The organism is Serratia sp. (in: enterobacteria), assembly GCF_052400455.1.
Classification (GTDB): Bacteria; Pseudomonadota; Gammaproteobacteria; order Enterobacterales; family Enterobacteriaceae; genus Serratia; species Serratia ureilytica.
On the sequence record NZ_CP185812.1, the window covers coordinates 4,187,838 to 4,209,163 of the forward strand.

At 61.0% G+C, this 21,326-nt stretch carries 21 protein-coding genes and 1 other RNA gene; 6 read left to right on the top strand and 16 right to left on the bottom strand.

Annotated elements, in window-relative coordinates; genetic code table 11:
• The 8 genes from ACORQT_RS20245 to ACORQT_RS20280 form a co-directional block, all read right to left on the bottom strand.
• Complete coding sequence (locus tag ACORQT_RS20245) at positions 1–987, bottom strand: ABC transporter permease (protein WP_025304132.1); 987 nt, start codon at positions 985–987, stop codon at positions 1–3.
• Entirely contained in the window at positions 980–2,497 is a 1,518-nt protein-coding gene (locus ACORQT_RS20250) for a sugar ABC transporter ATP-binding protein (RefSeq protein WP_042785315.1), read from the bottom strand. Before ACORQT_RS20250 ends, ACORQT_RS20245 begins: the two co-directional genes overlap by 8 nt.
• 2 nt (positions 2,498–2,499) lie before the next feature.
• Positions 2,500–3,483, bottom strand: a complete 984-nt coding sequence (locus ACORQT_RS20255; protein ID WP_164057099.1) for a substrate-binding domain-containing protein — start codon at positions 3,481–3,483, stop codon at positions 2,500–2,502.
• A gap of 48 nt (positions 3,484–3,531) precedes the next feature.
• Positions 3,532–4,350, bottom strand: coding sequence for a DeoR/GlpR family DNA-binding transcription regulator (locus ACORQT_RS20260; RefSeq protein ID WP_042785317.1), 819 nt, complete (start codon positions 4,348–4,350; stop codon positions 3,532–3,534).
• Between the two features lie 380 nt (positions 4,351–4,730).
• Positions 4,731–5,048: a BrnA antitoxin family protein gene (locus tag ACORQT_RS20265; RefSeq protein WP_016929995.1), complete on the bottom strand. Its 318-nt coding sequence runs from the start codon at positions 5,046–5,048 to the stop codon at positions 4,731–4,733.
• Positions 5,011–5,334 (bottom strand): BrnT family toxin, encoded by a 324-nt coding sequence (locus tag ACORQT_RS20270; protein ID WP_071883578.1) that lies wholly within the window; start codon positions 5,332–5,334, stop codon positions 5,011–5,013. The genes ACORQT_RS20265 and ACORQT_RS20270 overlap by 38 nt, the downstream gene beginning before the upstream one ends.
• Before the next feature lie 77 nt (positions 5,335–5,411).
• Positions 5,412–6,155 (bottom strand): SDR family oxidoreductase, encoded by a 744-nt coding sequence (locus ACORQT_RS20275; RefSeq protein WP_197806607.1) that lies wholly within the window; start codon positions 6,153–6,155, stop codon positions 5,412–5,414.
• A gap of 97 nt (positions 6,156–6,252) precedes the next feature.
• Positions 6,253–6,486 carry a hypothetical protein gene (locus ACORQT_RS20280; protein ID WP_046687757.1) on the bottom strand — a complete coding sequence of 78 codons (234 nt, stop codon included), beginning with the start codon at positions 6,484–6,486 and terminating at the stop codon, positions 6,253–6,255.
• A gap of 189 nt (positions 6,487–6,675) precedes the next feature.
• On the opposite strand from ACORQT_RS20280, the gene ACORQT_RS20285 reads away from it, so the two are divergent.
• From ACORQT_RS20285 to ACORQT_RS20295, 3 genes are read left to right on the top strand one after another with little or no spacing between them, the layout of a single operon-like run.
• Positions 6,676–7,335: a response regulator gene (locus ACORQT_RS20285; protein WP_033652176.1), complete on the top strand. Its 660-nt coding sequence runs from the start codon at positions 6,676–6,678 to the stop codon at positions 7,333–7,335.
• Between the two features lie 4 nt (positions 7,336–7,339).
• A complete protein-coding gene (locus ACORQT_RS20290) occupies positions 7,340–8,758 on the top strand; it encodes an ATP-binding protein (RefSeq protein ID WP_164057097.1) in 1,419 nt (472 codons plus the stop codon).
• Positions 8,758–9,285 (top strand): GNAT family N-acetyltransferase, encoded by a 528-nt coding sequence (locus ACORQT_RS20295; protein ID WP_049866730.1) that lies wholly within the window; start codon positions 8,758–8,760, stop codon positions 9,283–9,285. Before ACORQT_RS20290 ends, ACORQT_RS20295 begins: the two co-directional genes overlap by 1 nt.
• A 9-nt stretch (positions 9,286–9,294) precedes the next feature.
• Here the strand turns inward: ACORQT_RS20295 and ACORQT_RS20300 are convergent, their stop codons facing one another.
• From ACORQT_RS20300 to ACORQT_RS20335, 8 genes are all read right to left on the bottom strand, one after another.
• A complete protein-coding gene (locus ACORQT_RS20300) occupies positions 9,295–10,260 on the bottom strand; it encodes a quinone oxidoreductase family protein (protein WP_164057096.1) in 966 nt (321 codons plus the stop codon).
• A gap of 108 nt (positions 10,261–10,368) precedes the next feature.
• Positions 10,369–13,248 (bottom strand): aminomethyl-transferring glycine dehydrogenase, encoded by a 2,880-nt coding sequence (gene gcvP / locus ACORQT_RS20305; RefSeq protein WP_444859275.1) that lies wholly within the window; start codon positions 13,246–13,248, stop codon positions 10,369–10,371.
• Between the two features lie 92 nt (positions 13,249–13,340).
• Complete coding sequence (gene gcvH / locus ACORQT_RS20310) at positions 13,341–13,727, bottom strand: glycine cleavage system protein GcvH (RefSeq protein ID WP_025304150.1); 387 nt, start codon at positions 13,725–13,727, stop codon at positions 13,341–13,343.
• 46 nt (positions 13,728–13,773) lie between these two features.
• Entirely contained in the window at positions 13,774–14,871 is a 1,098-nt protein-coding gene (gene gcvT / locus ACORQT_RS20315; RefSeq protein ID WP_004931631.1) for a glycine cleavage system aminomethyltransferase GcvT, read from the bottom strand.
• Positions 14,872–15,377: 506 nt separating this feature from the next.
• Positions 15,378–16,580 carry an FAD-dependent 2-octaprenylphenol hydroxylase gene (gene ubiI / locus ACORQT_RS20320; protein ID WP_164057095.1) on the bottom strand — a complete coding sequence of 401 codons (1,203 nt, stop codon included), beginning with the start codon at positions 16,578–16,580 and terminating at the stop codon, positions 15,378–15,380.
• Between the two features lie 78 nt (positions 16,581–16,658).
• Positions 16,659–17,837, bottom strand: coding sequence for a 2-octaprenyl-6-methoxyphenyl hydroxylase (gene ubiH, locus ACORQT_RS20325; protein ID WP_164057094.1), 1,179 nt, complete (start codon positions 17,835–17,837; stop codon positions 16,659–16,661).
• Between the two features lies 1 nt (position 17,838).
• Positions 17,839–19,155, bottom strand: coding sequence for a Xaa-Pro aminopeptidase (pepP, locus tag ACORQT_RS20330; protein ID WP_108681929.1), 1,317 nt, complete (start codon positions 19,153–19,155; stop codon positions 17,839–17,841).
• A 55-nt stretch (positions 19,156–19,210) separates the two neighbouring features.
• Complete coding sequence (locus ACORQT_RS20335; protein WP_004931622.1) at positions 19,211–19,789, bottom strand: YecA/YgfB family protein; 579 nt, start codon at positions 19,787–19,789, stop codon at positions 19,211–19,213.
• Positions 19,790–20,108: 319 nt separating this feature from the next.
• On the opposite strand from ACORQT_RS20335, the gene zapA reads away from it, so the two are divergent.
• The 3 genes from zapA (at position 20,109) to ACORQT_RS20350 (ending at position 21,322) form a co-directional block, all read left to right on the top strand.
• Positions 20,109–20,438: a cell division protein ZapA gene (gene zapA / locus ACORQT_RS20340; protein ID WP_004931621.1), complete on the top strand. Its 330-nt coding sequence runs from the start codon at positions 20,109–20,111 to the stop codon at positions 20,436–20,438.
• A gap of 41 nt (positions 20,439–20,479) precedes the next feature.
• Positions 20,480–20,662, top strand: a non-coding RNA gene (gene ssrS, locus ACORQT_RS20345) — 6S RNA.
• A gap of 51 nt (positions 20,663–20,713) precedes the next feature.
• Entirely contained in the window at positions 20,714–21,322 is a 609-nt protein-coding gene (locus ACORQT_RS20350; RefSeq protein WP_164057093.1) for a 5-formyltetrahydrofolate cyclo-ligase, read from the top strand.
• The last annotated feature ends 4 nt before the right edge of the window (positions 21,323–21,326 follow it).

The window sequence follows — 21,326 nt, forward strand, 5'->3', positions numbered from 1 at the left end:
TCAGGCGAAACCAACGTCGGTTTCTTTGCGTTTCTTGTAGTGAGTGACGGTGATCGCCGCGACGATCACCAGACCGATCACCACGTTCATGAAGTAGCTGGACACGCCGATCAGGTTAAGGCCGTTTTTCAGCACGCCGATCAGGAACACGCCCATCAGCGTGCCGACAACGCTGCCCTTGCCGCCGTTCAGGCTGGCACCACCCAGCACCGCCGCCGCCAGCACGTCGAGCTCGCCGCCCACCAGCGCGTTGGGCACCACTTCCCCCATACGATACACCTGCACCAGGCCGCCGATCGCCGCCATCGCGCCCAGATAGCCATAGGCGAACAGATGCAGCAGGCCGACGCGAATGCCGATGCGCCGCGCCGATTCCGCATCCCCGCCCACGGCAAACAGCTGGCGCCCGAGGTGCGTTTTGTTCAGCAGCAGCCAGGTCAGCAGCGCCACCGCCAGCATCACCAGCGTCGGCAAACCGAGCTGATAGCTCTGCTCACCCAGCTGGAACGGCAGCACGCTGCGCGGCAGCGTCCACCAGTCCGGCAATGCGTACAGGCTGCGGCCGTTGGTCAGCCACATCAGCATGCCGAACAACAACGCCTGCATGCTGATGGTGACGATGATCGAGACGATGCGCAGGCAGTAGATCAACAGCGCGTTGACCATGCCGAGCGCGGCGCCGATCGCCAACGCCAGCAAAATACTGCCCGCCGGGCTGGCCAGGCCGTAATGCGTCGCCAGCGTGGCGATCAGGTACTGCACCACCGAGGCGACTGCGGCGAAGGAAATGTCGATGCCGCCGGTCACCAGCACCACGAACAGGCCGAGGGCGAATATGCCGCTCACCGCGTAGCTTTCGCTGAGATCGAGCAGGTTTTGCACCGTCAAAAACTGATCGCTGAGCAGCGAAAAGACGATGACCGTCAGCAGCAGCACCCAGGCCAGGTAGCCTTCGTTGCCGCGCGGTTTCAGACTGAATCTACGCATTAACCGCCTCCGCCAGCTGCTGCTGGCTCACCTGCTCCGGCAGGTACTCGCCGATCACGCTGCCGCCGCTGAAGTGCAGCACCCGATCGCAGTTGTAATACACCTCGGGCACCTCGTCGGAGATCAGCAGAATCGCGATCCCCTCCTGCGCCAGCAGATGGATCAGTTGGTAGATGCTGGCCTTGGCGCCGACGTCGACACCGACGGTCGGCGAGTCGAGGATCAGGATCCGCGGTTGGGTCAGCACCCACTTGGCCAGCACGATCTTTTGCTGATTGCCGCCGGACAGCGTCGAAACCGCCTGATCCGGATCCGCCACCCGCACGCCGAGTTTGGCGATCCACTCCGCGACGATGCGATTCTTGCGGTAATCATCGATCAGGCGAAAACGCCCGCGCAGCTTATCGAGAATGGCCAGCACCGCGTTGTCCGCCACCGACTGTTGCTGCACCAGCCCCAGCGTCAGGCGATCCTCAGAGACATAACCGATGCCGGCCCTGATCGCGTCCTCATGGCCGCGAAAGCGCACCGGTTTACTGTCGAGGTAAAGCTTGCCGCTGTCCGGCCGGGTCATGCCGAACAGGCTCAGCGCCAGCTCGGTGCGCCCGGAGCCGAGCAGTCCGCACAGCCCGAGCACCTCGCCCTGATGCAGGCGGAAGCTGACATCGTGATACTGCCCGGCGCGGCTGAGACGATCCGCCTCCAGCATCACCCGATCCTTATTCATGCTCGGTGCCTTCAGGCGATAGTCCAGCGTCAGGCCGGTCATCAATTCGGTCAGGCGATCGCCGGTGATCTCCGCCGCCGGCCAGGTGCCGATCTTGTTGCCGTCGCGGATCACCGTGACGCGATCGGAGATCTCCAGCACCTCGTCCAGCCGGTGGCTGACGAACACCACGCAGATGCCCTGCGCTTTCAAATAATCCACCGTGCGCAGCAGCTGATTGACCTCGGTGCGGGTCAGCGAGGCGGTCGGTTCATCCATGATCACCAGCCGTGCCTGCGCCACCAGCGCGCGGCAGATCGCCACCTGCTGGCGCTGGGCGATCGGCAGTTCCGCCACCGGTTTGTCGAGATCGAGATTGAAATTCAGCTCCTGCAGCAGGCGCTCGGCGGTGCGCCGCAGCCTCGCCGGGCGGTGCCATCCCAATAGCCCGTGCAGGTTGTGCTCAAAGGCGATGTTTTCCGCCACCGTCAGGTTGGGAAACAGCGACAGATCCTGATAGATCACCTGAATGCCGAAGGCGCGCGCCTGATCCGGCGATAGCCGGCCGAAGGTTTGCCCATCGAAGGTAATGCGGCTGCCGTCATCCGGTTGATACACGCCGGCGATCGCCTTGATCAACGTACTCTTGCCGCAGCCATTGGTGCCGGCCAGGCAGTGCACCTCCCCCGGCATCAGCGCCAATGAAATATCGTTCAGCGCGCGCTGCCCGCCGAAGGTCATCGACAGCTGTTGCAGTTCGATCAGCGGCGCGCCCCGCGTTGCCGTATTGCCGGAAATCGCCATGATTACAGCCCCATCTTCACCAGCTTCGGCAGGTTTTGCTTATCCAGGCTTTCGGTGGCGTTGCCGAGAATGGTGTGCTGCTGCGCATCCACCTGCACCTTGCCAATGCCTTCGATGGTCATGCCATCGGTGATTTTTTCGCCCTTGTGCATCATGTCGGCGATGCGCACGAACACTTCGCCCGCCACCATCGGGTTCCAGATATAACCGCCCTTGATGGCGCCGCGATTGACCAGCGAAGCGCCCTGCCCTGGGCTGAACGGCCCGATGACGCAGATATCGTTGCTTTTGCCGCGGTTGAGCACCGCGCGCCCGGCGCCGATCGGCCCCTGCGAACCGAACGCCAGCACGCCTTTCAGATCGGGATATTTGGCCATCAGATCGTTGGTGGTGCGCACGCTGTCATCCAGCGATTCCCCCACGCCGAACTTGTCGCCCACCAGCTGCATGTTCGGGTAGTGCTGCTTCTGGTAATTGATGGCCGAGTCGGACCAGGTGATGTGCAGCGGCACCGTCAGGCTGCCGACGTATACCGCGTACTTGCCCTGCTCTTTCATGCAGGCGGCCAGCGCTTTCATGTGGTTGACCCCGTGCTGCGAGGCGTCCACCAGCTCAAAATCCCAGTCGGCGTACTTCTGGCCGGGGGACTCGTGCACGATCACCTTGATGCCCGCCTCCTGCGCGCGCTTGAGCACCGGCTCCAGCACCCGGGCGTCGTTCGGCACCACGCCGATGATGTCCACCTTCTGCGCGATCAGATCCTCGATGGCGCGCACCTGCAGCGCCGGATCCGCCGCCGTCGGCCCGACCATCCAGGCGTCGATGCCGCGTTTGGCGCTCTCGCTTTTGATGCCGGCCTCCATGGCGTTGAACCAGGGAATGCCGCCGATCTTCACCACCACGCCCATTTTCAGCTTGTCCGCCGCCTGCGCGGAGACCGACAGCAGCAGCGAGGCAAACAGACCGACCAGTACGGATTTTTTCATTGTTCTCTCTCCACAAGTGTTGGCTGTAATAAAAGGTTTTCGTTGTTGTTATCGCGCCGCCCTTTTCGCGGCGGGTGAAACTTCAATCACATCGACGTTGTTCCAGGCCAATTCCTGACGAAACTCGTCATCGCCAAGCCTGTCGGTGATCAGCGTATCTATTTCCCGGTAATGGCAAATGCGGGCGAACGAGCGGCGGCCGAACTTGTTGCTGTCCACCAGCAGGAACTTGCGCTCCGAGGCCAGCAGCATCTGTTGCTTCAGCCGCGCATGGTGCTCATTGCTCTCGCGGATGCCGCCGTCCTGGCAAATGCCGTGGCAGGAGAAAAACAGCTTGTTAATCACGAACTCTTTCAGCATCTGCTCCGCCAGCACGCCGATAAAATCCTCGTACTTGGCGGAATACTCGCCCCCCAGCCCGATGGTGCGCACGTTGGCCTTGCAGGCCAGCGTCTGGATGATGTGCAGCGAGTTGGTCAGCACCACCAGCGAGATATCCGGCAGCTGGCGCGCCAAAAACCAGCTGGTGGAGCTGCTGTCCAGCAGCAGGCAATCCCCGGGCGCGATAAACTCCAGCGCGCGTTTGGCGATGCGCGTCTTCTGATCCGGCGACTCATTGCTGCGCTGGCGGAAGGACTCCCCCTGATCTATCTCGGCGGGCACATAGGTTTTTTCCACCGCCGGCGGCTCGACGAAGACCGCGCCGCCGTGGCTGCGCAGCAGCAGGCCGCGCCGTTCCAGCAGGGCCAGATCACGCCGCGCCGTCTCGATAGAGATGTGACACAGCTGCGCCACCTCCTGCACCATCACGCGGCCGCGCTGGCTCAAGACTTCGGTAATAAAGCGATGACGTTCTACAGGCAGCATGTTTCTTTTCTCCTCCACGACGATGATTACGATATCGATTTGCCGCGCCGCGTTTTGCGCGCAGACGCAAAGCGCATCGCCCCGCGATCGGGCAACGATCGCGCTGTGATAGTTGTCAAAAAAATCGGGAAGGAAATGAAATGAATAATTACGAAAGTGTGGAGTAACAGACAGTTATGATGCGCGACCGCCTGAGACAGACAGGAGAGAAACGGTAAACGGTCACAATTCCACGTTCCGCGGCATGACCGTTAATGACCGTTTGTGTGGTTTTGACCGAGCGCCGCAAGGAGACAGCCGGCGTTGATAACGCATTACCTGAAAAAACAGCAAAAAAATCCGGTGAGAATCTCACCGGATCGTTAGCCGCCTGACACAAATTATTCCTCGTGCTCATGCTCTTTCAACATCGCCTCACGCAACACGGCGTTCAGGCGTTTCTGATAGCCTTTGCCTGGTCGCTGAAGCCAAGCCAACACATCCGCATCGATTCGGATGGTTTTTGATACTTTCATCGGCTTATAAAAACGCCCCTGAACCGCAGTCTGCCACGTTTCTTCCCCCAGCGCCGGCGCATCGGCATAATCGATGCCCTCGTCCGGCAACGCACTCAGTGAAGCAATTTGCGCTTTCTGCTCCTCCGTCAACGGCGGGAGTACGCTATGGGCCAGATTTTTGGCGGAATTTTTGCGCTTCATATCTTCCCCTCTCTTTGGCATCGGCCTTGCGTGCTGAAATGATACGCACGATCTCTACTGTATCGCCTTCGACATCCGTTTCGATCGTCGTATGTGCCACCAGCAATAGCAAACAGGATCCGACCATACCGATCGTTTGCCAACGTTCTTCTCCATCCTCGATCCTTTCCAGCACAGCCAAATGGTTGGGATCCAGAAAAACCCGTTGCGCTATCTCAAAACTGACACGGTGTTTGCGCTGGTTACTGTGATTTTTATCCTGATTCCATTCAAAATAAAAATACATTTTTGTAACTACATTTTGGTTGTTATTTAATCAAAATACATCACCTCCGAAGGGATGTCAAAATTCTCCGGATGCGTTCAACGCCCGCCTGCGGCCTCGATAAAGGTGCCGGTCACGTAAGACGCGGCGTCAGACAGCAGCCAGGCGATCGCCTCCGCCACTTCCTGCGGCTGGCCGCCGCGCTGCATCGGCAAACTGCTCTTCACGCGATCCACCCGGCCGGGTTCGCCACCGCTGGCGTGTATCTCGGTATAGATAAGCCCAGGCCGCACGCCGTTGACGCGGATGCCCTGCGCCGCCACCTCCAGCGATAGCCCGATGGTCAACGAATCGACGGCGCCTTTCGAGGCGGCATAATCCACATATTCCCCCGGCGCGCCTAAACGGGAAGCGGCGGAGGACACATTGACGATAGCGCCGCCCTGCCCGCCATGGCGCTGCGCCATGCGCTTCACCGCCTCGCGGCAACACAAGAAATACCCGGTGACGTTGGTGCCGAGCACCTTATTGATGCGCTCGGCGGTCAACTGTTCAATGTTCGCCTGCCGGAACAGAATGCCGGCGTTGTTGACCAGCGCGCTGAGCGTGCCCAGCCCGGCATCCAGCGCGCTGAACATTGCCATCACCTGCGCTTCATCGGCCACGTCGGCCTGCAGCGCCAGCGCCTTGCCGCCCTGCGCCTCAATCTCCGCCACCACCTGCCGCGCCGCACTTTCGTCGCGCAGGTAATTCACGCCCACCGCATAGCCCTGCCGGGCCAGCAGCAAAGCGGTCGCGCGGCCAATTCCCCGGCTTGCGCCGGTCACCAATGCCACTTTCATCATCGTATTTTTTCTCTGGTTGGCGATGTCAACAACGGCCTGCGCACAGGCCTTCCGTTTGCCCGTCAGAGTATAGAGCGGCACCCTAAAAAACGCTTCAAAGCTGAGCCAGGCGGCGCAGCTGCTTTTTAATGCGCGACTTGGCGCAGCCGTAAGCGTCCGTCGCCGCCGCCTGATGCACCCGCTGCAAAGCGGAAGCATGATGGCCGCCGTGGCTATGGCTCTGCGCATCACCGCGAAAAGACAGCATCAACAGAACGAGCAGCATCGCCACGCCTGAATACATCAGCCGCCGCGAGGCGCCCGCGTTCGGGAAACCTTCAGTCTGCATGTTTCGCTCCCTCAGCCATGATTTCGAATGGCAGCAAAATAACTGAAATTCCCCCCCGCTCCCTTAACGCGAGATTAAAGCCAGATTAAGGTTTGCTTAAGAACGCGTAGGCAGAGCGGTTTTCCTCGTTGTCTTCCCGCCAGCGTTATAGTTAGATAATCGCGACTCAAGGCTCTCAGCGGAAATAACGTGAACATACTGTTGGTGGAAGACGACCTGCAATTAGGCAAGGCGCTGTGCCGAGCATTGGAGCTGGCCGGCTTTAATTTGTGCTGGGTGCGCCTGCTCACCGACGCGGAAAATAAACTTTCACCCGGCGGGTTCGATTTGATGCTGTTGGATCTCACGCTGCCGGACGGCGACGGTTTGCAGAAGCTGATCGCCTGGCGCGCCGCCGGACAGAATATCCCGATCATCATCCTGACCGCCCGCGATCGCATCGAGAGCCTGGTGAACAGCCTCGACTCCGGCGCGGACGACTTTCTGGCCAAACCTTTCGCGCTGCCCGAACTCATCTCGCGCGTCAAAGCGGTCAACCGGCGCATGGCGGGCTTCGCGTCTCAAACCTGGAGCCTCGGCGCGCTGTATCTCGATCCGGTCAACCATCAGGTCATGCTGGATAACGAACTGCTGATGCTGTCGAAAAAAGAGTATCACCTGCTGCACGAACTGATGCGCTGCGCCGGCACCGTGGTGCGCAAAGCGGTGTTGGAACAGCGGCTGTTCGGCCACGGCGATAGCGTGGAAAGCAACTCGCTGGAAGTACACATGCATAATTTACGCCGCAAGATTGGTAAAGAAAGAATCATTACCGTACGCGGCATTGGCTATTTGCTGAAGAAAGAGTAGCGGGATGATCGGTTTCAAATCCTTCTTTATGCGCACCATTATTTTCCAGGTCCTGGCCATTTTATTATTGTGGGGGATCCTCGTCGCCTGGGTGAAGTACTGGTATTACCCCGACATGGAGAAATATTTCGATAACCAGCAACGCATCGTCGCCGCAGGCATCGCCAATATTCTCGATGAAACCGGCACCGATAATATCGATTACCGCGGCATCATCAAAACCATCGAAAGCATGTACATTGATTCCATCAATAATGGCATGCAGGATCAATTCGACTATCATCCGCTGTTCGTGGTTTACGATCGGGATAACCGGGTGCTTTACTGCTCACAAACGCAGGAAGAACCGCTGCGCCTGCCGCCTTCGGTGCTGTCCGGCTCCGTCAATTACGCCGGCGCCAACTGGCACCTTGCCGGCAGCTGGAGCGAAAAGCGCCAGTACCGGGTGATCGTCGGCGAGTCTTTCAACGATCGCACCACGATATTCGGCAATCCGGCGGAAAGCACCGCCGTACCGCTGCTTGGCATTCTGGCGGCGATCATCATTACCTTGCTGTTTACCGCCTACTTCAGCCTGCGGCCACTGCGCCAGATCGCCCGCACCATTTCCGATCGTCAGCCGGGCAACCTGTCGCCGCTCAACGTCAGCGAGCAGTATCAGGAAATCCGGCCGGTGGTGATGGAGGTCAACAAACTGATGGCGCGCATCGACGCGGCCAATCAGCGCGAGAAACGCTTTATGGCCGACGCCGCGCACGAGCTGCGCACGCCGATCGCCGCCGTGCTGGCGCAGCTGCATCTGCTGACCCAGGTCAGCGAGCAGCAGGAGCGCCGGGAAATCATCGGCGACATGCAGCAAGGGCTGGATCGCGCGGCGTCGCTGTCACGCCAGCTGATCAACCTGGCCAAGCTGGAGGCGGAAGATTTTCCGCTGACGATTGAGGCGGTGGACATCTATGCGGAGATCGGCAAATGCATCGCACAGCACGTCCCCTATGCGCTGGAGAAAGATGTCGAACTGTCGCTCGACGGCAGCGAGGATGTGGTGGTGAGTACCGACCGCCATGCGCTGATCGCCATCTTCACCAACCTGCTGGATAACGCGCTCAAGTACGCGCCGCCCGGCAGCCGCATCGAGGCCAATATTCGCTCGCTGGCGCCGCTCGGCTGCTATATTACGTTGCGCGATAACGGCCCGGGGGTGAGCGAAGAACACCATTCCCGCCTGTTTGAACGCTTTTACCGCGTGCCCGGCACGCAGCAAACCGGCAGCGGGCTCGGATTGGCCATCGCCCGAAACCTGGCCGACAAAATCGGCGCGCAGCTGCGCGTCACCGAAGGCCTTGACGATCGCGGCATCGGCTTCATCATCGATTTGCCGGAAAGTTATCGGCCACAGACTGAGAGTGAACCACGACCATGATTGCCCCTGTTCTGCTGCAACGGCAGCAACTCGACCGGCTATGGGATATCGACCGCAGCGAAATTATCGACACTCTGTATCGCCTGCAGGACGGCAAGTTGCAATCCTATGCGGAGTACTACGACGTGCGCGGCTGGGATCCGCACGATCGGGAAACCTATACGCCAATCCACGCAGCGTGCTTCGATCGCGGCGGCGCGTTCTTCGCGCTGTTCGAAGGCGAGGAGATCGTGGCGGCGGCGGCGCTGGACACCGAGCCGCGCGGCCCACAGCGGGATCTGCGCCAGCTGCTGTTCTTTTACGTCAGCGCGCACAAACGCGGCCAGGGGTTAGGCAGGCAGCTGTTCCAGCTCTGCCTGCATCAGGCGGCGCAAGACGGCGCCGCCGGGCTGTATGTCTCCTCCATCCCCAATAAAAGCACCGTAGACTTCTATCTGGCGCAGGGCTGTCGGCTCATCGAACAGCCGGATACCGAATTGTTCGCCCGTGAGCCGGAAGACATTCACCTGGTCTGCCCTTGCCGCTAGCGGCCGGGGTTAACGGGCGATGCGCATCACCGAACGCACGTCGCTTTTCTTGTTCAGATCCCACACCTCGGCGATCTCCGCCAACGCGTGCTCCTGCGTCTCGATAGTGAGCGATCCGGTCGCCGCCAGCGCCAAAATCTCGGTCGCGTAGCGCTGCATCTCCGGGATCGGCGGGAAGTTGCCGGTACCGCTGCCGAGGATCTGCAGCTGATTGCTGCGCAACACCGCCGCCGGCAGCCGGATGTCCGGCGCGGCCATCGAACCGACATTGACCAAGCGAATGCCGCGTCCGCCGGCGTAAGACGAGAGATCGTGATTATTGAGCGTCGCCAGCAGCGCTTCAGTCGCCGGGCCCCAGATGTAATCGACGATCACCTGATAACCGCCCGGCCCCGCCGCCGCCGCGAAGGCCTGCGTCAGCGCCTCGCCCTGCAGGCTCAGATCCACCGTGGCGTCTACACCCAATGCCTCCAACACACTCAGTCGACGGCCGGCGGCAACAATGCGTCCGGCCCCCGCCTGACGCGCCGCCGCGACCGCCAGCTTGCCCGAGGTGCCGGTGGCGCCGATGATCAGCACCGTTTCACCGGGCTGCAGATCCGCCCGCCAGCGCAGCGGCAGCCAGGCGGCGAAGGCCGGATTGATCAGCGCGGCCGCCGTGGCGTCGTCCACCGTCGCCGGCACCGGCACCGTCCAGGACGCGACGCTGCGCTCTGCCATCGCGCCGTAAGGGCGACGGAAAGAGGCGAAGTACACCCGTTGCCCGTCCGCCGTACGGCCCACGCCATCGGTGCCGGGCACGATCGGCAATTGCTTCGGGCTGGAATAGTGGGTCCCGGCGACGGTGGCGCGATCCAGCTGTTTGATGCCGGCCGCCAGAACGTCGATCGGCACTTCATTCGCCTGCGCCTGAGGCTCCTCAAAGGTGCCGAAAACCGGGGGTTGCCCCAGCGCTGTTACGATTGCCGCTTGCATGGTGACTCCTCAAATCGTGGGAACGTAAAGGAAAGAATAGGCCGCTATAAAATAAAAAGGGACACCGCATGATGCGGTGTCCCCCGAACACAAACTTTGCCGAACGTGTTATTCGTAATCGCTCATCGGCACGCAAGAGCAGAACAGGTTACGGTCACCGTACACGTCGTCCAGACGCTTAACGCTCGGCCAGTACTTGTTCTCGCGTACGCCGGCCACCGGGAACACCGCCAGTTCGCGGCTGTACGGATGCTGCCAGTCGTTGACCAGCTCCGCCTGCACGTGCGGCGCATTCACCAGCGGGTTGTCTTCCAGCGGCCATTCGCCCTTGGCGACGCGGTCGATTTCGCTGCGGATCGCCAGCATCGCATCGATAAAGCGATCCAGCTCCACCTTGCTTTCCGATTCGGTCGGCTCGACCATCAGCGTGCCCGCCACCGGGAACGACATGGTCGGGGCATGGAAACCGAAGTCGATCAGGCGCTTGGCGATGTCCATTTCGCTGATGCCGGTCTCTTCCTTCAGCGGACGAATATCGAGGATACATTCGTGCGCCACGCGGTGATCGCGGCCGGTATACAGAATCGGGTACGCGTCTTTCAAACGGGTGGCGATGTAGTTGGCGTTCAGGATCGCCATCTGGCTGGCCTGCTTCAGGCCCTCCGCGCCCATCATGCGGATGTACATCCAGCTGATAGGCAAGATGGAGGCGCTGCCGAACGGCGCCGCGGAGACCGCGCCCTGCTGGGTGGTCACGCCGTCGATCTGCACCACGCTGTGGCCCGGCACGAACGGCGCCAGGTGTGCTTTCACGCCGATCGGACCCATGCCCGGGCCGCCGCCGCCGTGCGGGATACAGAAGGTCTTATGCAGGTTGAGATGCGAAACATCCGCGCCGATGTAGCCTGGCGTGGTGATGCCCACCTGGGCGTTCATGTTGGCGCCGTCCAGATACACCTGACCGCCGAACTGATGCACGATCTGGCACACTTCACGGATGGTTTCTTCATACACGCCGTGGGTCGACGGGTAGGTCACCATGATGCAAGAGAGTTCTTCGCCTGCCTGCTCCGCCTTGACGCACAGATCATGCAGATCGATGTTGCCGTTCTTGTCGCAGGCCACCACCACCACGCTCATACCCGCCATCTGGGCGGAGGCCGGGTTGGTGCCGTGTGCCGAGCTCGGGATCAGACAGACGTGGCGGCCCGCTTCGTTGCGGCTTTCGTGGTAGCGGCGGATCGCCAGCAGGCCGGCGTATTCGCCCTGCGCGCCGGAGTTCGGCTGCATGCACACCGCGTCATAGCCGGTCAGCTGCACCAGCCACTGGGACAGTTGGCCGATCATCTGCTGGTAACCGGCCGCCTGCTCTGGCGGGCAGAACGGATGTAACTCTGAGAATTCAGGCCAGGTGATCGGGATCATTTCCGCCGCGGCGTTCAATTTCATGGTGCAGGAACCCAGCGGGATCATCGCCTGGTTCAGCGCCAGATCCTTGCGCTCCAAGCGATGCATGTAACGCATCATCTCGGTTTCGCTGTGATAGCGGTTGAATACCGGGTGGGTCAGGATCGGATCCTGGCGCAGCATGGCGGCCGGGATCGATTGGCTGTTTTTGCTCACCGCCGCGTCCAACGCGTCGATGTCCAGACCGTGATTGTCGCCGGCCAGCAGTGCGAACAGCGTTTGCACGTCTTCACGCGAGGTGGCTTCATCCAGCGTGATGCCGACGGCGCCGTGAATGTCGGTACGCAGGTTGATGCCGAAGCTCAGCGCGCGCTCCAGCACGGCGGCCTTGTCCTTCACTTCGACGGTCAGGGTGTCGAACCAGGTGTGGTGACGCAGCGTCAGGCCGGCCTTCTGCAGCCCGGCGGCCAGAATGTCGGTCAGGCGATGGATGCGCCCGGCGATGCGCTGCAGGCCTTGCGGGCCGTGATACACCGCGTACAGGCTGGCGATGTTGGCCAGCAGCACCTGCGAGGTACAGATATTCGAGTTGGCTTTCTCGCGGCGGATATGTTGCTCGCGAGTCTGCATCGCCATGCGCAGCGCGGTGTTGCCGGCGGCATCGCGGGAAACGCCGATAATGCGGCCCGGCATCGAACGCTTGAACTCGTCGCGGCAGGCGAAGAAGGCGGCGTGCGGGCCGCCGTAGCCCATCGGCACGCCGAAGCGCTGCGCGGAGCCGAACACCACGTCGGCGCCCTGCTTGCCCGGCGCGGTCAGCAGCACCAGGGCCATGATGTCGGCGGCCACGCTGGTGATGATTTTGCGCGATTTCAGTTCGGCCAGCAGCGCGCTGTAGTCGTGCAGTTCACCGGTAGTGCCCACCTGCTGCAGCAGCACGCCGAACACGCCGTCCAGCTCCAGCACTTTTTCCGCTTTATCGACGATGACGTCGAAGCCGAAGGTTTCGGCGCGGGTGCGCACCACGTCCAGCGTTTGCGGATGCACGTCGTCAGCCACGAAGAAACGGTTGGCGTCTTTCAGCTTGCTGGCGCGTTTGGCCAACGCCATCGCCTCGGCGGCGGCGGTCGCTTCATCCAGCAGCGAAGCGGAGGCCAGATCCAGACCGGTCAGATCGAGGGTCACGGTCTGGAAGTTCAGCAGCGCTTCCAGACGGCCCTGCGACACTTCCGGCTGATAGGGGGTATAAGCGGTGTACCAGCCCGGGTTTTCCAGCATGTTGCGCAGGATCACCGGCGGCGTCAGCACGGCGCTGTAGCCCATGCCGATATAGGATTTGTAGCGCTGATTCTGCGAGGCGATCGCCTTCAGCTCAGCCAACGCCTGATGTTCGGTCGCCGCGTCGCCGACCGGCGGCGGCCCCGGCAGCTGAATGTCCGCCGGCACAATCTGTTGGATCAGCGCGCTGAGCGAGCGAGCGCCCACCGCTGCCAGCAACTCCTGGCGTTGTTCCGCAGAAGAGCCGATGTGGCGTTCAATGAACGCTTCGCTGTGTTCGAGTTGGCTGAGTGTCTGAGTCATTGCTACAAATTCCTGAATGCTTGCGTGATACGGGATATAGCTTGAACGGTAACTAAAACGCCCCGGCCGAAAGGCCTGGGGCGTGGTCACGATTACTCGTCGATCGAGGCCTGATAAGCCGCGGCGTCCAGCAGGTTCGCCAGCTCGCCTTCGTCGGAGGCTTTAATCTGGAACAGGAAGCCGTCACCGTAAGGTTCGCTGTTCACCAGTTCCGGAGAGCTTTCCAGCTCGCCGTTCACCGCCACGATTTCGCCGCTGATTGGCGCGTAAATGTCCGATGCCGCCTTGACGGATTCCGCCACGGCGCAATCTTCACCGGCGGCGACGCTGCGGCCCACTTCCGGCAGATCGACAAACACCATATCGCCCAGCAGTTCCTGCGCATGTTCGGTGATGCCTACGGTGTAAACGCCGTTACCTTCTGCACGAACCCACTCGTGGGAGGATGCGTATTTCAATTCTGTTGGCACATTGCTCATCGCCGGTTACTCCTTCGAAGAAATAAAAGAATCAATCAATAAAAAATCAATTTGTCAGCGGCTTGCCGGCGCGAACGAAACCGGGCTTGGTCACTTTGACCGGCATTTCACGGTTGCGGATCTGCACGATAGCCTGCTCGCCGATGCCTGCCGGCACGCGCGCCAGCGCGATGCTGAAGCCCAGCGTCGGAGAGAACGAGCCGCTGGTGATCACGCCTTCGTGGGTTTGCCCCGCCGCGTCGGTGAAACGCACCGGCAGCTCATTACGTAATACGCCTTTTTCCGTCATGATCAAGCCGACCAGTTGCTCGGTGCCCTGCTCGCGCTGTTGTTCCAGCGCTTCGCGGCCGATGAAACGGCGATCTTCCGGCTGCCAGGCGATGGTCCAGCCCATGTTGGCGGCCAGCGGCGAAACGCCTTCATCCATCTCTTGCCCGTAGAGGTTCATGCCCGCTTCCAGGCGCAGGGTGTCGCGCGCGCCCAGACCGGCCGGCTTGACGCCCGCGGCCAGCAATTTTTGCCAGAAATCCGCCGCCTGCTCTTTCGGCAGCGCGATCTCATAGCCGGCCTCGCCGGTGTAACCGGTGGTGGCGATGAACAGCTCGCCGGCCTGCACGCCGAAGAATGGCTTCATGCCTTCGACCGCGCTTTTTTGCTCCGGGGTGAACAGGGTGCCGGCGCGCTCTTTGGCCTGCGGGCCCTGCACCGCGATCAGCGCCAGATCGTCGCGCACCGTCAGCGCGACGCCATACGGCGCGGCGTGCTCTTCGATCCAGGCCAGGTCTTTGTCGCGGGTGGCGGAGTTCACCACCAGGCGGAAATAGTCTTCAGTGAGGAAATAAACGATCAGGTCGTCGATCACGCCGCCGGAGGCATTCAGCATGCCGGTGTACAGCGCTTTGCCGGGTTGGGTCAGTTTGGCGACGTCGTTCGCCAGCAGGTAGCGCAGGAACTCGCGGGTGCGGGCGCCGTGCAGATCCACAATGGTCATGTGAGACACGTCGAACATGCCGGCATCCTGACGCACCGCGTGGTGCTCATCGAGCTGCGAGCCGTAGTGCAGCGGCATCATCCAGCCGTGAAAGTCTACCATGCGCGCACCGCACGCCACATGCTGGTCGTACAGTGGGGTTTGCTTTGCCATCTTTTCCCTCTTTCCACTCGTCGCTAGAAGTTAGGGTGCTGCCACGCAATGCGGCGGAGCCTGGCTCGCGGCCCGATCGCCATGGCGCACTGACTGCTCAACACAAATGCTGCGCCGGGACGGGCGGAAACTGCGTGCAACCGCCGTGACGCAAACGATACCTTTCCCTCGAACTTATCACCGAACGACCACATTAACCATAAGTTAAAATAGGCTCATCGCCGTTCCGGGGCGGTAAAACGCCGGGCTAGTGTGCAGAGTTTTTCACTGGAAAAATGCGCCTTAAGGCACAAAATTAACAATTAAAGCGGCAAAACGCCGAACTTATATAACAAACCTATGGCCTCACATGGGATCCGGACTTTTGATAACCGAACATGGAATTAGAAAAAGTAATGATAAAAAGCGGCTGAAATTAGATTATTTCAAATGAAGGGTTATATAAGGAAAAGCGATGGAATAAGGCGGGAAGCGCGAGCCCGGTGCGGGCCCGCAGAAGGAAGGGATCAGGCAAGCCACTCGGGCAGATCGTTCAGGCCCATCGCCTGACGCACCAGCTTCGGTTTGACGCCCGGCAGGCTGTCTGCCAGCCGCAGGCCCACGTCGCGCAGCAGCTTTTTGGCCGGGTGATTGCCGTCGAACAGTTCGCGGAAACCCTGCATGCTGGCCAGCATTACCGCCGCGCCATGTTTGCGGCGGCGCTCATAACGGCGCAGATAGAGGTGCTGGCCGATATCCTTGCCCTGCCGCTGCAGGCGGCGCAGTTCGGAAATCAGCTCGGCGGCGTCCATGAAGCCCAGGTTAACGCCCTGGCCGGCCAACGGATGCACGGTATGCGCCGCATCGCCCACCAGCGCCAGGCGGTGCGCTGCGAAGCTGCGCGCATAGCGGCCGGTCAACGGGAACGCCAGTCGTTCGCTTTCCAGGCTGCAAGCCCCCAGGCGCATGTCGAAGGTCATCGCCAGTTCGCGGTTGAACTGCGCCGGTTCCAGCCGTTTGAGCCTTTCGGCTTCTTCCGGCGTCACCGACCAGACTATAGAACTCAAATGCGGATCGCTGAACGGCAGGAACGCCAGAATGCCGTCGCCGTGGAAAATTTGCCGCGCCGTCGCCTGATGCGGTTCTTCGGTGCGAACGGTGGCCACCAGCGCGTGGTGGCGGTAATCCCAGAAGGTGAGCGGGATATCGGCATGCTGGCGCAGCCACGACTGGGCGCCGTCGGCGCCAATCACCAACCGGGCGGTCAGCATGCGGCCGTCCTCCAGCGTGACGAAGGCGTCGTTCTCGCCCCATGCCACCTGCTTGAGCGCGGCCGGGGTAATCAGCGTGATGTCCGACAGGCTTTCGGCGCGTTTCCACAGCGCCTGCTGGATCACCGAATTTTCGATGATGTGGCCGAGATGGCTGAAGCCGCACTCGTCGCCGCGGAAGGCGATTTTGCCGAAGCTGTCGCGATCCCACACTTCCATCGCGTTATAGGCGCTGGCGCGCAGCTGGAGAATGTCGTCCCACACGCCGATGTACTGCAGCAACCGCTCGCTGGCGGCATTGATGGCGGAGACGCGCAGGGCCGGCTGTTCCGACGGCGGCGCCATCTCCGGCTGGCGCTGCTCCAGCACCGCCACGCGCAGTCCGCTGCCCTGCAGGCCGCAGGCCAACGCCAGCCCCACCATACCGCCACCGGCGATAATCACGTCAAATGATTGCATGCTGCTCGATTTCCTTAAATAACGCGCGACGCCTTGCCGCGCCGCGCTTTGGGCGCGTTAAAGCGCCCGACCATGTCTCTAACGTTCCACCCAGCCCAGCGTACGCTTGGCGAAGGCATCGCGTATCGCCGGCAAACGTTCCATCGCCATCAGCCCCAGATTGCGGCCAATCACCAGCGGGCCATAACGGTTGGCGAACAGATGAATCAACCCATCGGTCACGCCGATCGTCGCCCGCTGATCGTTTTGCCGCCGCTGCTGATAACTGCTCAGCAGTGCGTAACCGCCGGCGTCTTCGCCGCTGTCTGCCGCTTCCGCCAGCGTTTCCGCCAGCGACATCACGTCGCGCAGGCCAAGGTTGAACCCCTGCCCCGCGATAGGATGCAGCGTTTGCGCCGCGTTGCCCACCAGCGCCAGCCGGTGGCTGACATGGCGATCGGCGGTCAGCAGACCGAGTGGGTAACTGTGCCGTTTACCGGCTTTGAGGATACGCCCCAGCCGCCAGCCGAAGGCCTGTTGCAGCTCGGCGATAAACCGCTCGTCGTCCCAGGCATCCACCTGGGCGCGATCTTCGCGCGCATGGCACCATACCAGTGAACTGCGCCCCTGCGACATCGGCAACAGCGCCAGCGGCCCATAGCGAGTAAAGCGCTCAAAGGCGCGCCCCTGCGGATCTTCCGCCGTGGTGACGTTGGCAATGGTGGCGAACTGCGGATAGTCCTCCTGCCGCCACTGCATATTGCAGGCTTGCGCCAGCGCAGAGCGCGAGCCGTCGGCCGCCACCAGCAATTGCCCGCGCAGACGCTGGCCGTTGTCCAGCAGCACTTCCGCCCGCTCTGCGGTGCGAATCACGTCCACCACCCGCGCCGGGCAGTGCAGCGTAACGCCGGGGGCCTTGGCCAGCAGCGCGAACAACCGCTGCCCGGCGTCGTGCAGTTCGATCACCTGGCCGAGCGCATCGACCTGATAATCTTGCGCCTGCAGATTCACAAACCCGGCGTGCCCGCGATCGCTGACGTGCACCTGAGTGATCGGCGTAGCGCAATCGCGCAGCGCCGGCCAAACGCCGATGCGCGCCAGCTGTTGGCAGGTGCCCTGCGCCAGTGCGATGGCGCGGGCGTCAAAGCCCGGATGGCTGCGGTCGTCCGGCCGGGTCGCCTCGACCAGATCCACCGCCATTCTTCCCTGAGTGAGCGACGAAATGGCCAGCGCCAACGTCGCGCCCGCCATACCGCCGCCAACGATAATAACGCTCATGCTACGACCTTGCCGCCGCCATCAAAGCCTCGATGGCATCGGCGTCTTTCACCACGGTGGCGGTCAGGTTTTCATTGCCGTCGGCGGTGATCACGATATCGTCCTCGATGCGGATGCCGATGCCGCGGTACTCCGCCGGCACGTCCGCATCCGGCGCGATGTACAGCCCCGGCTCCACGGTCAGTACCATGCCCGGCTCCAGCAGCCGATCGCGGCTCGGCGTGCCGTAGTGGCCAACGTCGTGCACGTCGAGACCCAGCCAGTGGCTCAGCCCGTGCATGAAGAACTGACGGTGCGCCTGCTCGGCGATCAGCAGGTCGACTTCACCTTTCAATACGCCCAGCTCCACCAGCCCGACCACCATGATGCGCACCACTTCGTCATTGACTTCGCGAATGCTGGTGCCGGGTTTGAACAGTTCCAAAGCGCGCTGCAGCGACGCCAGCACAATGTCGTACACCGCGCGCTGCGGCCGGCTGAACTTGCCGTTGACCGGGAAGGTGCGGGTGATGTCGCCGGCGTATCCCTGGTACTCGCAGCCCGCGTCGATCAACACCAGATCGCCGTCGCGCATCTGGCTCTCGTTCTCGGTGTAGTGCAGGATACAGCCGTTTTCGCCGCTGCCGACGATGGTGTTGTAAGACGGGTAACGGGCGCCGAGGCGGGTGAACTCATGATGAATTTCCGCTTCCAGCTGGTATTCGAACATGTCCGGACGGCATTTTTCCATCGCGCGGGTGTGCGCCAGCGCGCTGATCTCACCGGCGCGGCGCATCACCGCCAGCTCTTCCGGCGACTTGAACAGCCGCATGTCGTGCAGCCACGGCCGCCAGTCGGTAACGGTGGCCGGCGCCTGCAGGTTCTGGCGGAACCCCTTGCGCAGCTTGTCCAGCGCGCTGAACAGGATCTGATCGGCATAGGCGTATTCGCCCTGCGCGTGGTAGACCACGTCCAGACCGTTGAGCAGCAGGTGCAGTTGGTCATTGATTTCATCGAACGGCAGCGCGCGATCCACGCCCAGCTTTGCCGGTGCGGCGTCTTGCCCCAGGCGGCGGCCAAACCAGATTTCCGCCGTCAAATCGCGCACCCGGTTGAACAACACGCTGTGGTTGTGCGTTTCATCGCTTTTAATCAGCACCAGCACCGCTTCCGGCTCATTGAAGCCGGTCAGGTACCAAAAATCGCTGTTCTGCCGGTAGGGATAGTCTGAATCTGCACTGCGCGTCGTTTCCGGCGCAGAGAAAATAACCGCCGCACTGGCCGGCGCCATTTTCGCCAACAGCGCCTGGCGGCGGTTGTTGAATTCCTGCTGAGTCATTACCTTCTCCTGAAATCATGCCATCCGCACCGCCGGCGGAGAGGCGATAGAACGTTTAGTGCAGCGTCGGTTTGATATTTTCCGGCGCCGTCGGTTTGTGACGGGTGAATTCGCCGTGGCACATGATGGCGGCGACCCGCACATACTCCGCCACTTCTTCCAACGACTGTTCCAATTCTTCCTGATCTTCGTCTTCGTCGTAGCCCAGCTGCGCGATATTGCGCAGATCATCGATCGCTTCACCGACTTCGTCTTTCACCTGAGCCAGCTTCGGCTGCATCATGCCCAGCCCGAGCAGGAAGTGGTTGACCCAACCGGCCAGCGCGTCGGCGCGATCGAACACGCTGACGATCTCCCCTTCAGGCAGCATCAGTTGGAACAGGAATTCGTCATCTTCCAGCGTGTCACGCGTCGCTTCATACAGCTGCTGCAACGGTTGGCTGAGCGCCTGCGGGAAGGCGACGCCTTCGTTGGTCAGATCGTGCACCAGCGCCTGCCAGCCGGCGTCACGGCTGCCGCCGCACAGCAGGCCGCTGATCAGGCCGTGCATTTCTGCCGCGGTCAGCGCCACCGACTGCTGGTTGAGGGCCACGGTCAAAGATTGGTAACTTGGAAATGTATTCTGTATAGACATGCGCATTCGTCATCGTTGGCAGGATAAGTTCGTGTTATGCTACCACCAAGGTCCGTCGCTATACCAGATAAGCGCGACACCTCAGTGGCTAGTTATAATCGCGATGTGGCAGGTTTCACACTGCGCCGGCGGGTGACGAAAGTGCGGTAAATACGCATTTTGAAACCCTTTTTTGACTGGCAATGTCCGCCACAGTAGATTACAACCAGGTACTGAAAAAGGGGTTGTATCTTGGTACCGAGGTATATATAGTGGCGCCCGCTTTGACGGCCCGGCCCGGGCGGACAAGGCTGGCGCGAAATTTAGGCAGGAAGGTGGCATGTCTGCACAACCGGTAGATATTCAAATTTTTGGCCGCTCGTTAAGAGTCAATTGCCCGCCAGAACAACAAGATGCGTTGAATATGGCGGCGGACGATCTTAACCAACGGTTGCAAGATCTTAAAGTTCGCACTAGAGTCTCCAATACTGAGCAACTGGTTTTCATCGCGGCATTGAACGTCTGTCACGAACTTGCTCAAGAACGGTTGAAAACCCGTGACTATGCGTCCAATATGGAACAACGCATACGGATGCTGCAGCAGACCATTGAACAAGCGCTGCTTGAACAAGGTCGCATCTCTGAACGTCAGGATGCACAATTCGAATAACTTAAGTTGTTGAAAGCCAAGTTTTCGGCAACGAGTACAAAATTTCTCTGAGATGTTCGCCAGCGGGCCAGTCCCCTGAGCCGATATTTAGTACAAACAGAATGTGTTGCTCCGCGATCGGTGAGCACGCTCGGTGCGCCGAGAAGCCTTAAGATTGCGACGGCACGTTCACCTTGAACCATGGGTTCAAGGGTTACAGCCTGCGACGGCATCTCGGAGATTCCCCTTCTCAGCGGTTTTGTGTGCTGAACGCCACACTGAGCAAGCCTGATACGATGTCTTTTCAATCCCAATTCGCGCAGCAGCGCCAAGCCATTCGTCAACTCATTCGCCAACGTCGGCGCGAGCTTACGCCCGAGCAGCAACGCTTTGCCGCAGAAAAGATAACCGAACGCCTCATCGCACACACGCGCATTCAAGCGGCGCACAACATCGCGGTCTTTCTGTCGTTTGACGGCGAACTCGATACCGGGCCGCTGATCGAGCGTCTGTGGACGCTCGGCAAACGGGTTTACCTGCCGGTGCTGCATCCGTTCAGCCCGGGACACCTGTTGTTCCTACGCTATGCGCCGGAAACGCCGCTGGTGCGCAATCGCTTCAATATTCTCGAGCCGCGTCTCGATGTGCGCCATGTGTTGCCGCTGGGTGAACTGGAGGTGGTGCTGACGCCGCTGGTGGCATTCGATCATACCGGACAGCGTCTGGGCATGGGCGGCGGCTTTTACGATCGCACCCTGCAAAACTGGCGCAGCGGCGGCCCCTATCCCATCGGCCTGGCCCATGATTGCCAGCAGGTGGAGCACCTGCCGACCGAACACTGGGATATCCCGCTGCCGGAAATCCTCACCCCGCTCTGCAGCTGGGCGTGGCGGGAGCCCAAATAGCAAA

Bases quoted from the DNA above. Each gene is read 5' to 3' on its own strand.
- ACORQT_RS20245 (WP_025304132.1), bottom strand. From the start codon at position 987: ATGCGTAGATTCAGTCTGAAACCGCGCGGCAACGAAGGCTACCTGGCC.
- ACORQT_RS20250 (WP_042785315.1), bottom strand. From the start codon at position 2,497: ATGGCGATTTCCGGCAATACGGCAACGCGGGGCGCGCCGCTGATCGAA.
- ACORQT_RS20255 (WP_164057099.1), bottom strand. From the start codon at position 3,483: ATGAAAAAATCCGTACTGGTCGGTCTGTTTGCCTCGCTGCTGCTGTCG.
- ACORQT_RS20260 (WP_042785317.1), bottom strand. From the start codon at position 4,350: ATGCTGCCTGTAGAACGTCATCGCTTTATTACCGAAGTCTTGAGCCAG.
- ACORQT_RS20265 (WP_016929995.1), bottom strand. From the start codon at position 5,048: ATGAAGCGCAAAAATTCCGCCAAAAATCTGGCCCATAGCGTACTCCCG.
- ACORQT_RS20270 (WP_071883578.1), bottom strand. From the start codon at position 5,334: ATGTATTTTTATTTTGAATGGAATCAGGATAAAAATCACAGTAACCAG.
- ACORQT_RS20275 (WP_197806607.1), bottom strand. From the start codon at position 6,155: ATGAAAGTGGCATTGGTGACCGGCGCAAGCCGGGGAATTGGCCGCGCG.
- ACORQT_RS20280 (WP_046687757.1), bottom strand. From the start codon at position 6,486: ATGCAGACTGAAGGTTTCCCGAACGCGGGCGCCTCGCGGCGGCTGATG.
- ACORQT_RS20290 (WP_164057097.1), top strand. From the start codon at position 7,340: ATGATCGGTTTCAAATCCTTCTTTATGCGCACCATTATTTTCCAGGTC.
- ACORQT_RS20300 (WP_164057096.1), bottom strand. From the start codon at position 10,260: ATGCAAGCGGCAATCGTAACAGCGCTGGGGCAACCCCCGGTTTTCGGC.
- gcvP (WP_444859275.1), bottom strand. From the start codon at position 13,248: ATGACTCAGACACTCAGCCAACTCGAACACAGCGAAGCGTTCATTGAA.
- gcvH (WP_025304150.1), bottom strand. From the start codon at position 13,727: ATGAGCAATGTGCCAACAGAATTGAAATACGCATCCTCCCACGAGTGG.
- gcvT (WP_004931631.1), bottom strand. From the start codon at position 14,871: ATGGCAAAGCAAACCCCACTGTACGACCAGCATGTGGCGTGCGGTGCG.
- ubiI (WP_164057095.1), bottom strand. From the start codon at position 16,580: ATGCAATCATTTGACGTGATTATCGCCGGTGGCGGTATGGTGGGGCTG.
- ubiH (WP_164057094.1), bottom strand. From the start codon at position 17,837: ATGAGCGTTATTATCGTTGGCGGCGGTATGGCGGGCGCGACGTTGGCG.
- pepP (WP_108681929.1), bottom strand. From the start codon at position 19,155: ATGACTCAGCAGGAATTCAACAACCGCCGCCAGGCGCTGTTGGCGAAA.
- ACORQT_RS20335 (WP_004931622.1), bottom strand. From the start codon at position 19,789: ATGTCTATACAGAATACATTTCCAAGTTACCAATCTTTGACCGTGGCC.
- zapA (WP_004931621.1), top strand. From the start codon at position 20,109: ATGTCTGCACAACCGGTAGATATTCAAATTTTTGGCCGCTCGTTAAGA.
- ACORQT_RS20350 (WP_164057093.1), top strand. From the start codon at position 20,714: ATGTCTTTTCAATCCCAATTCGCGCAGCAGCGCCAAGCCATTCGTCAA.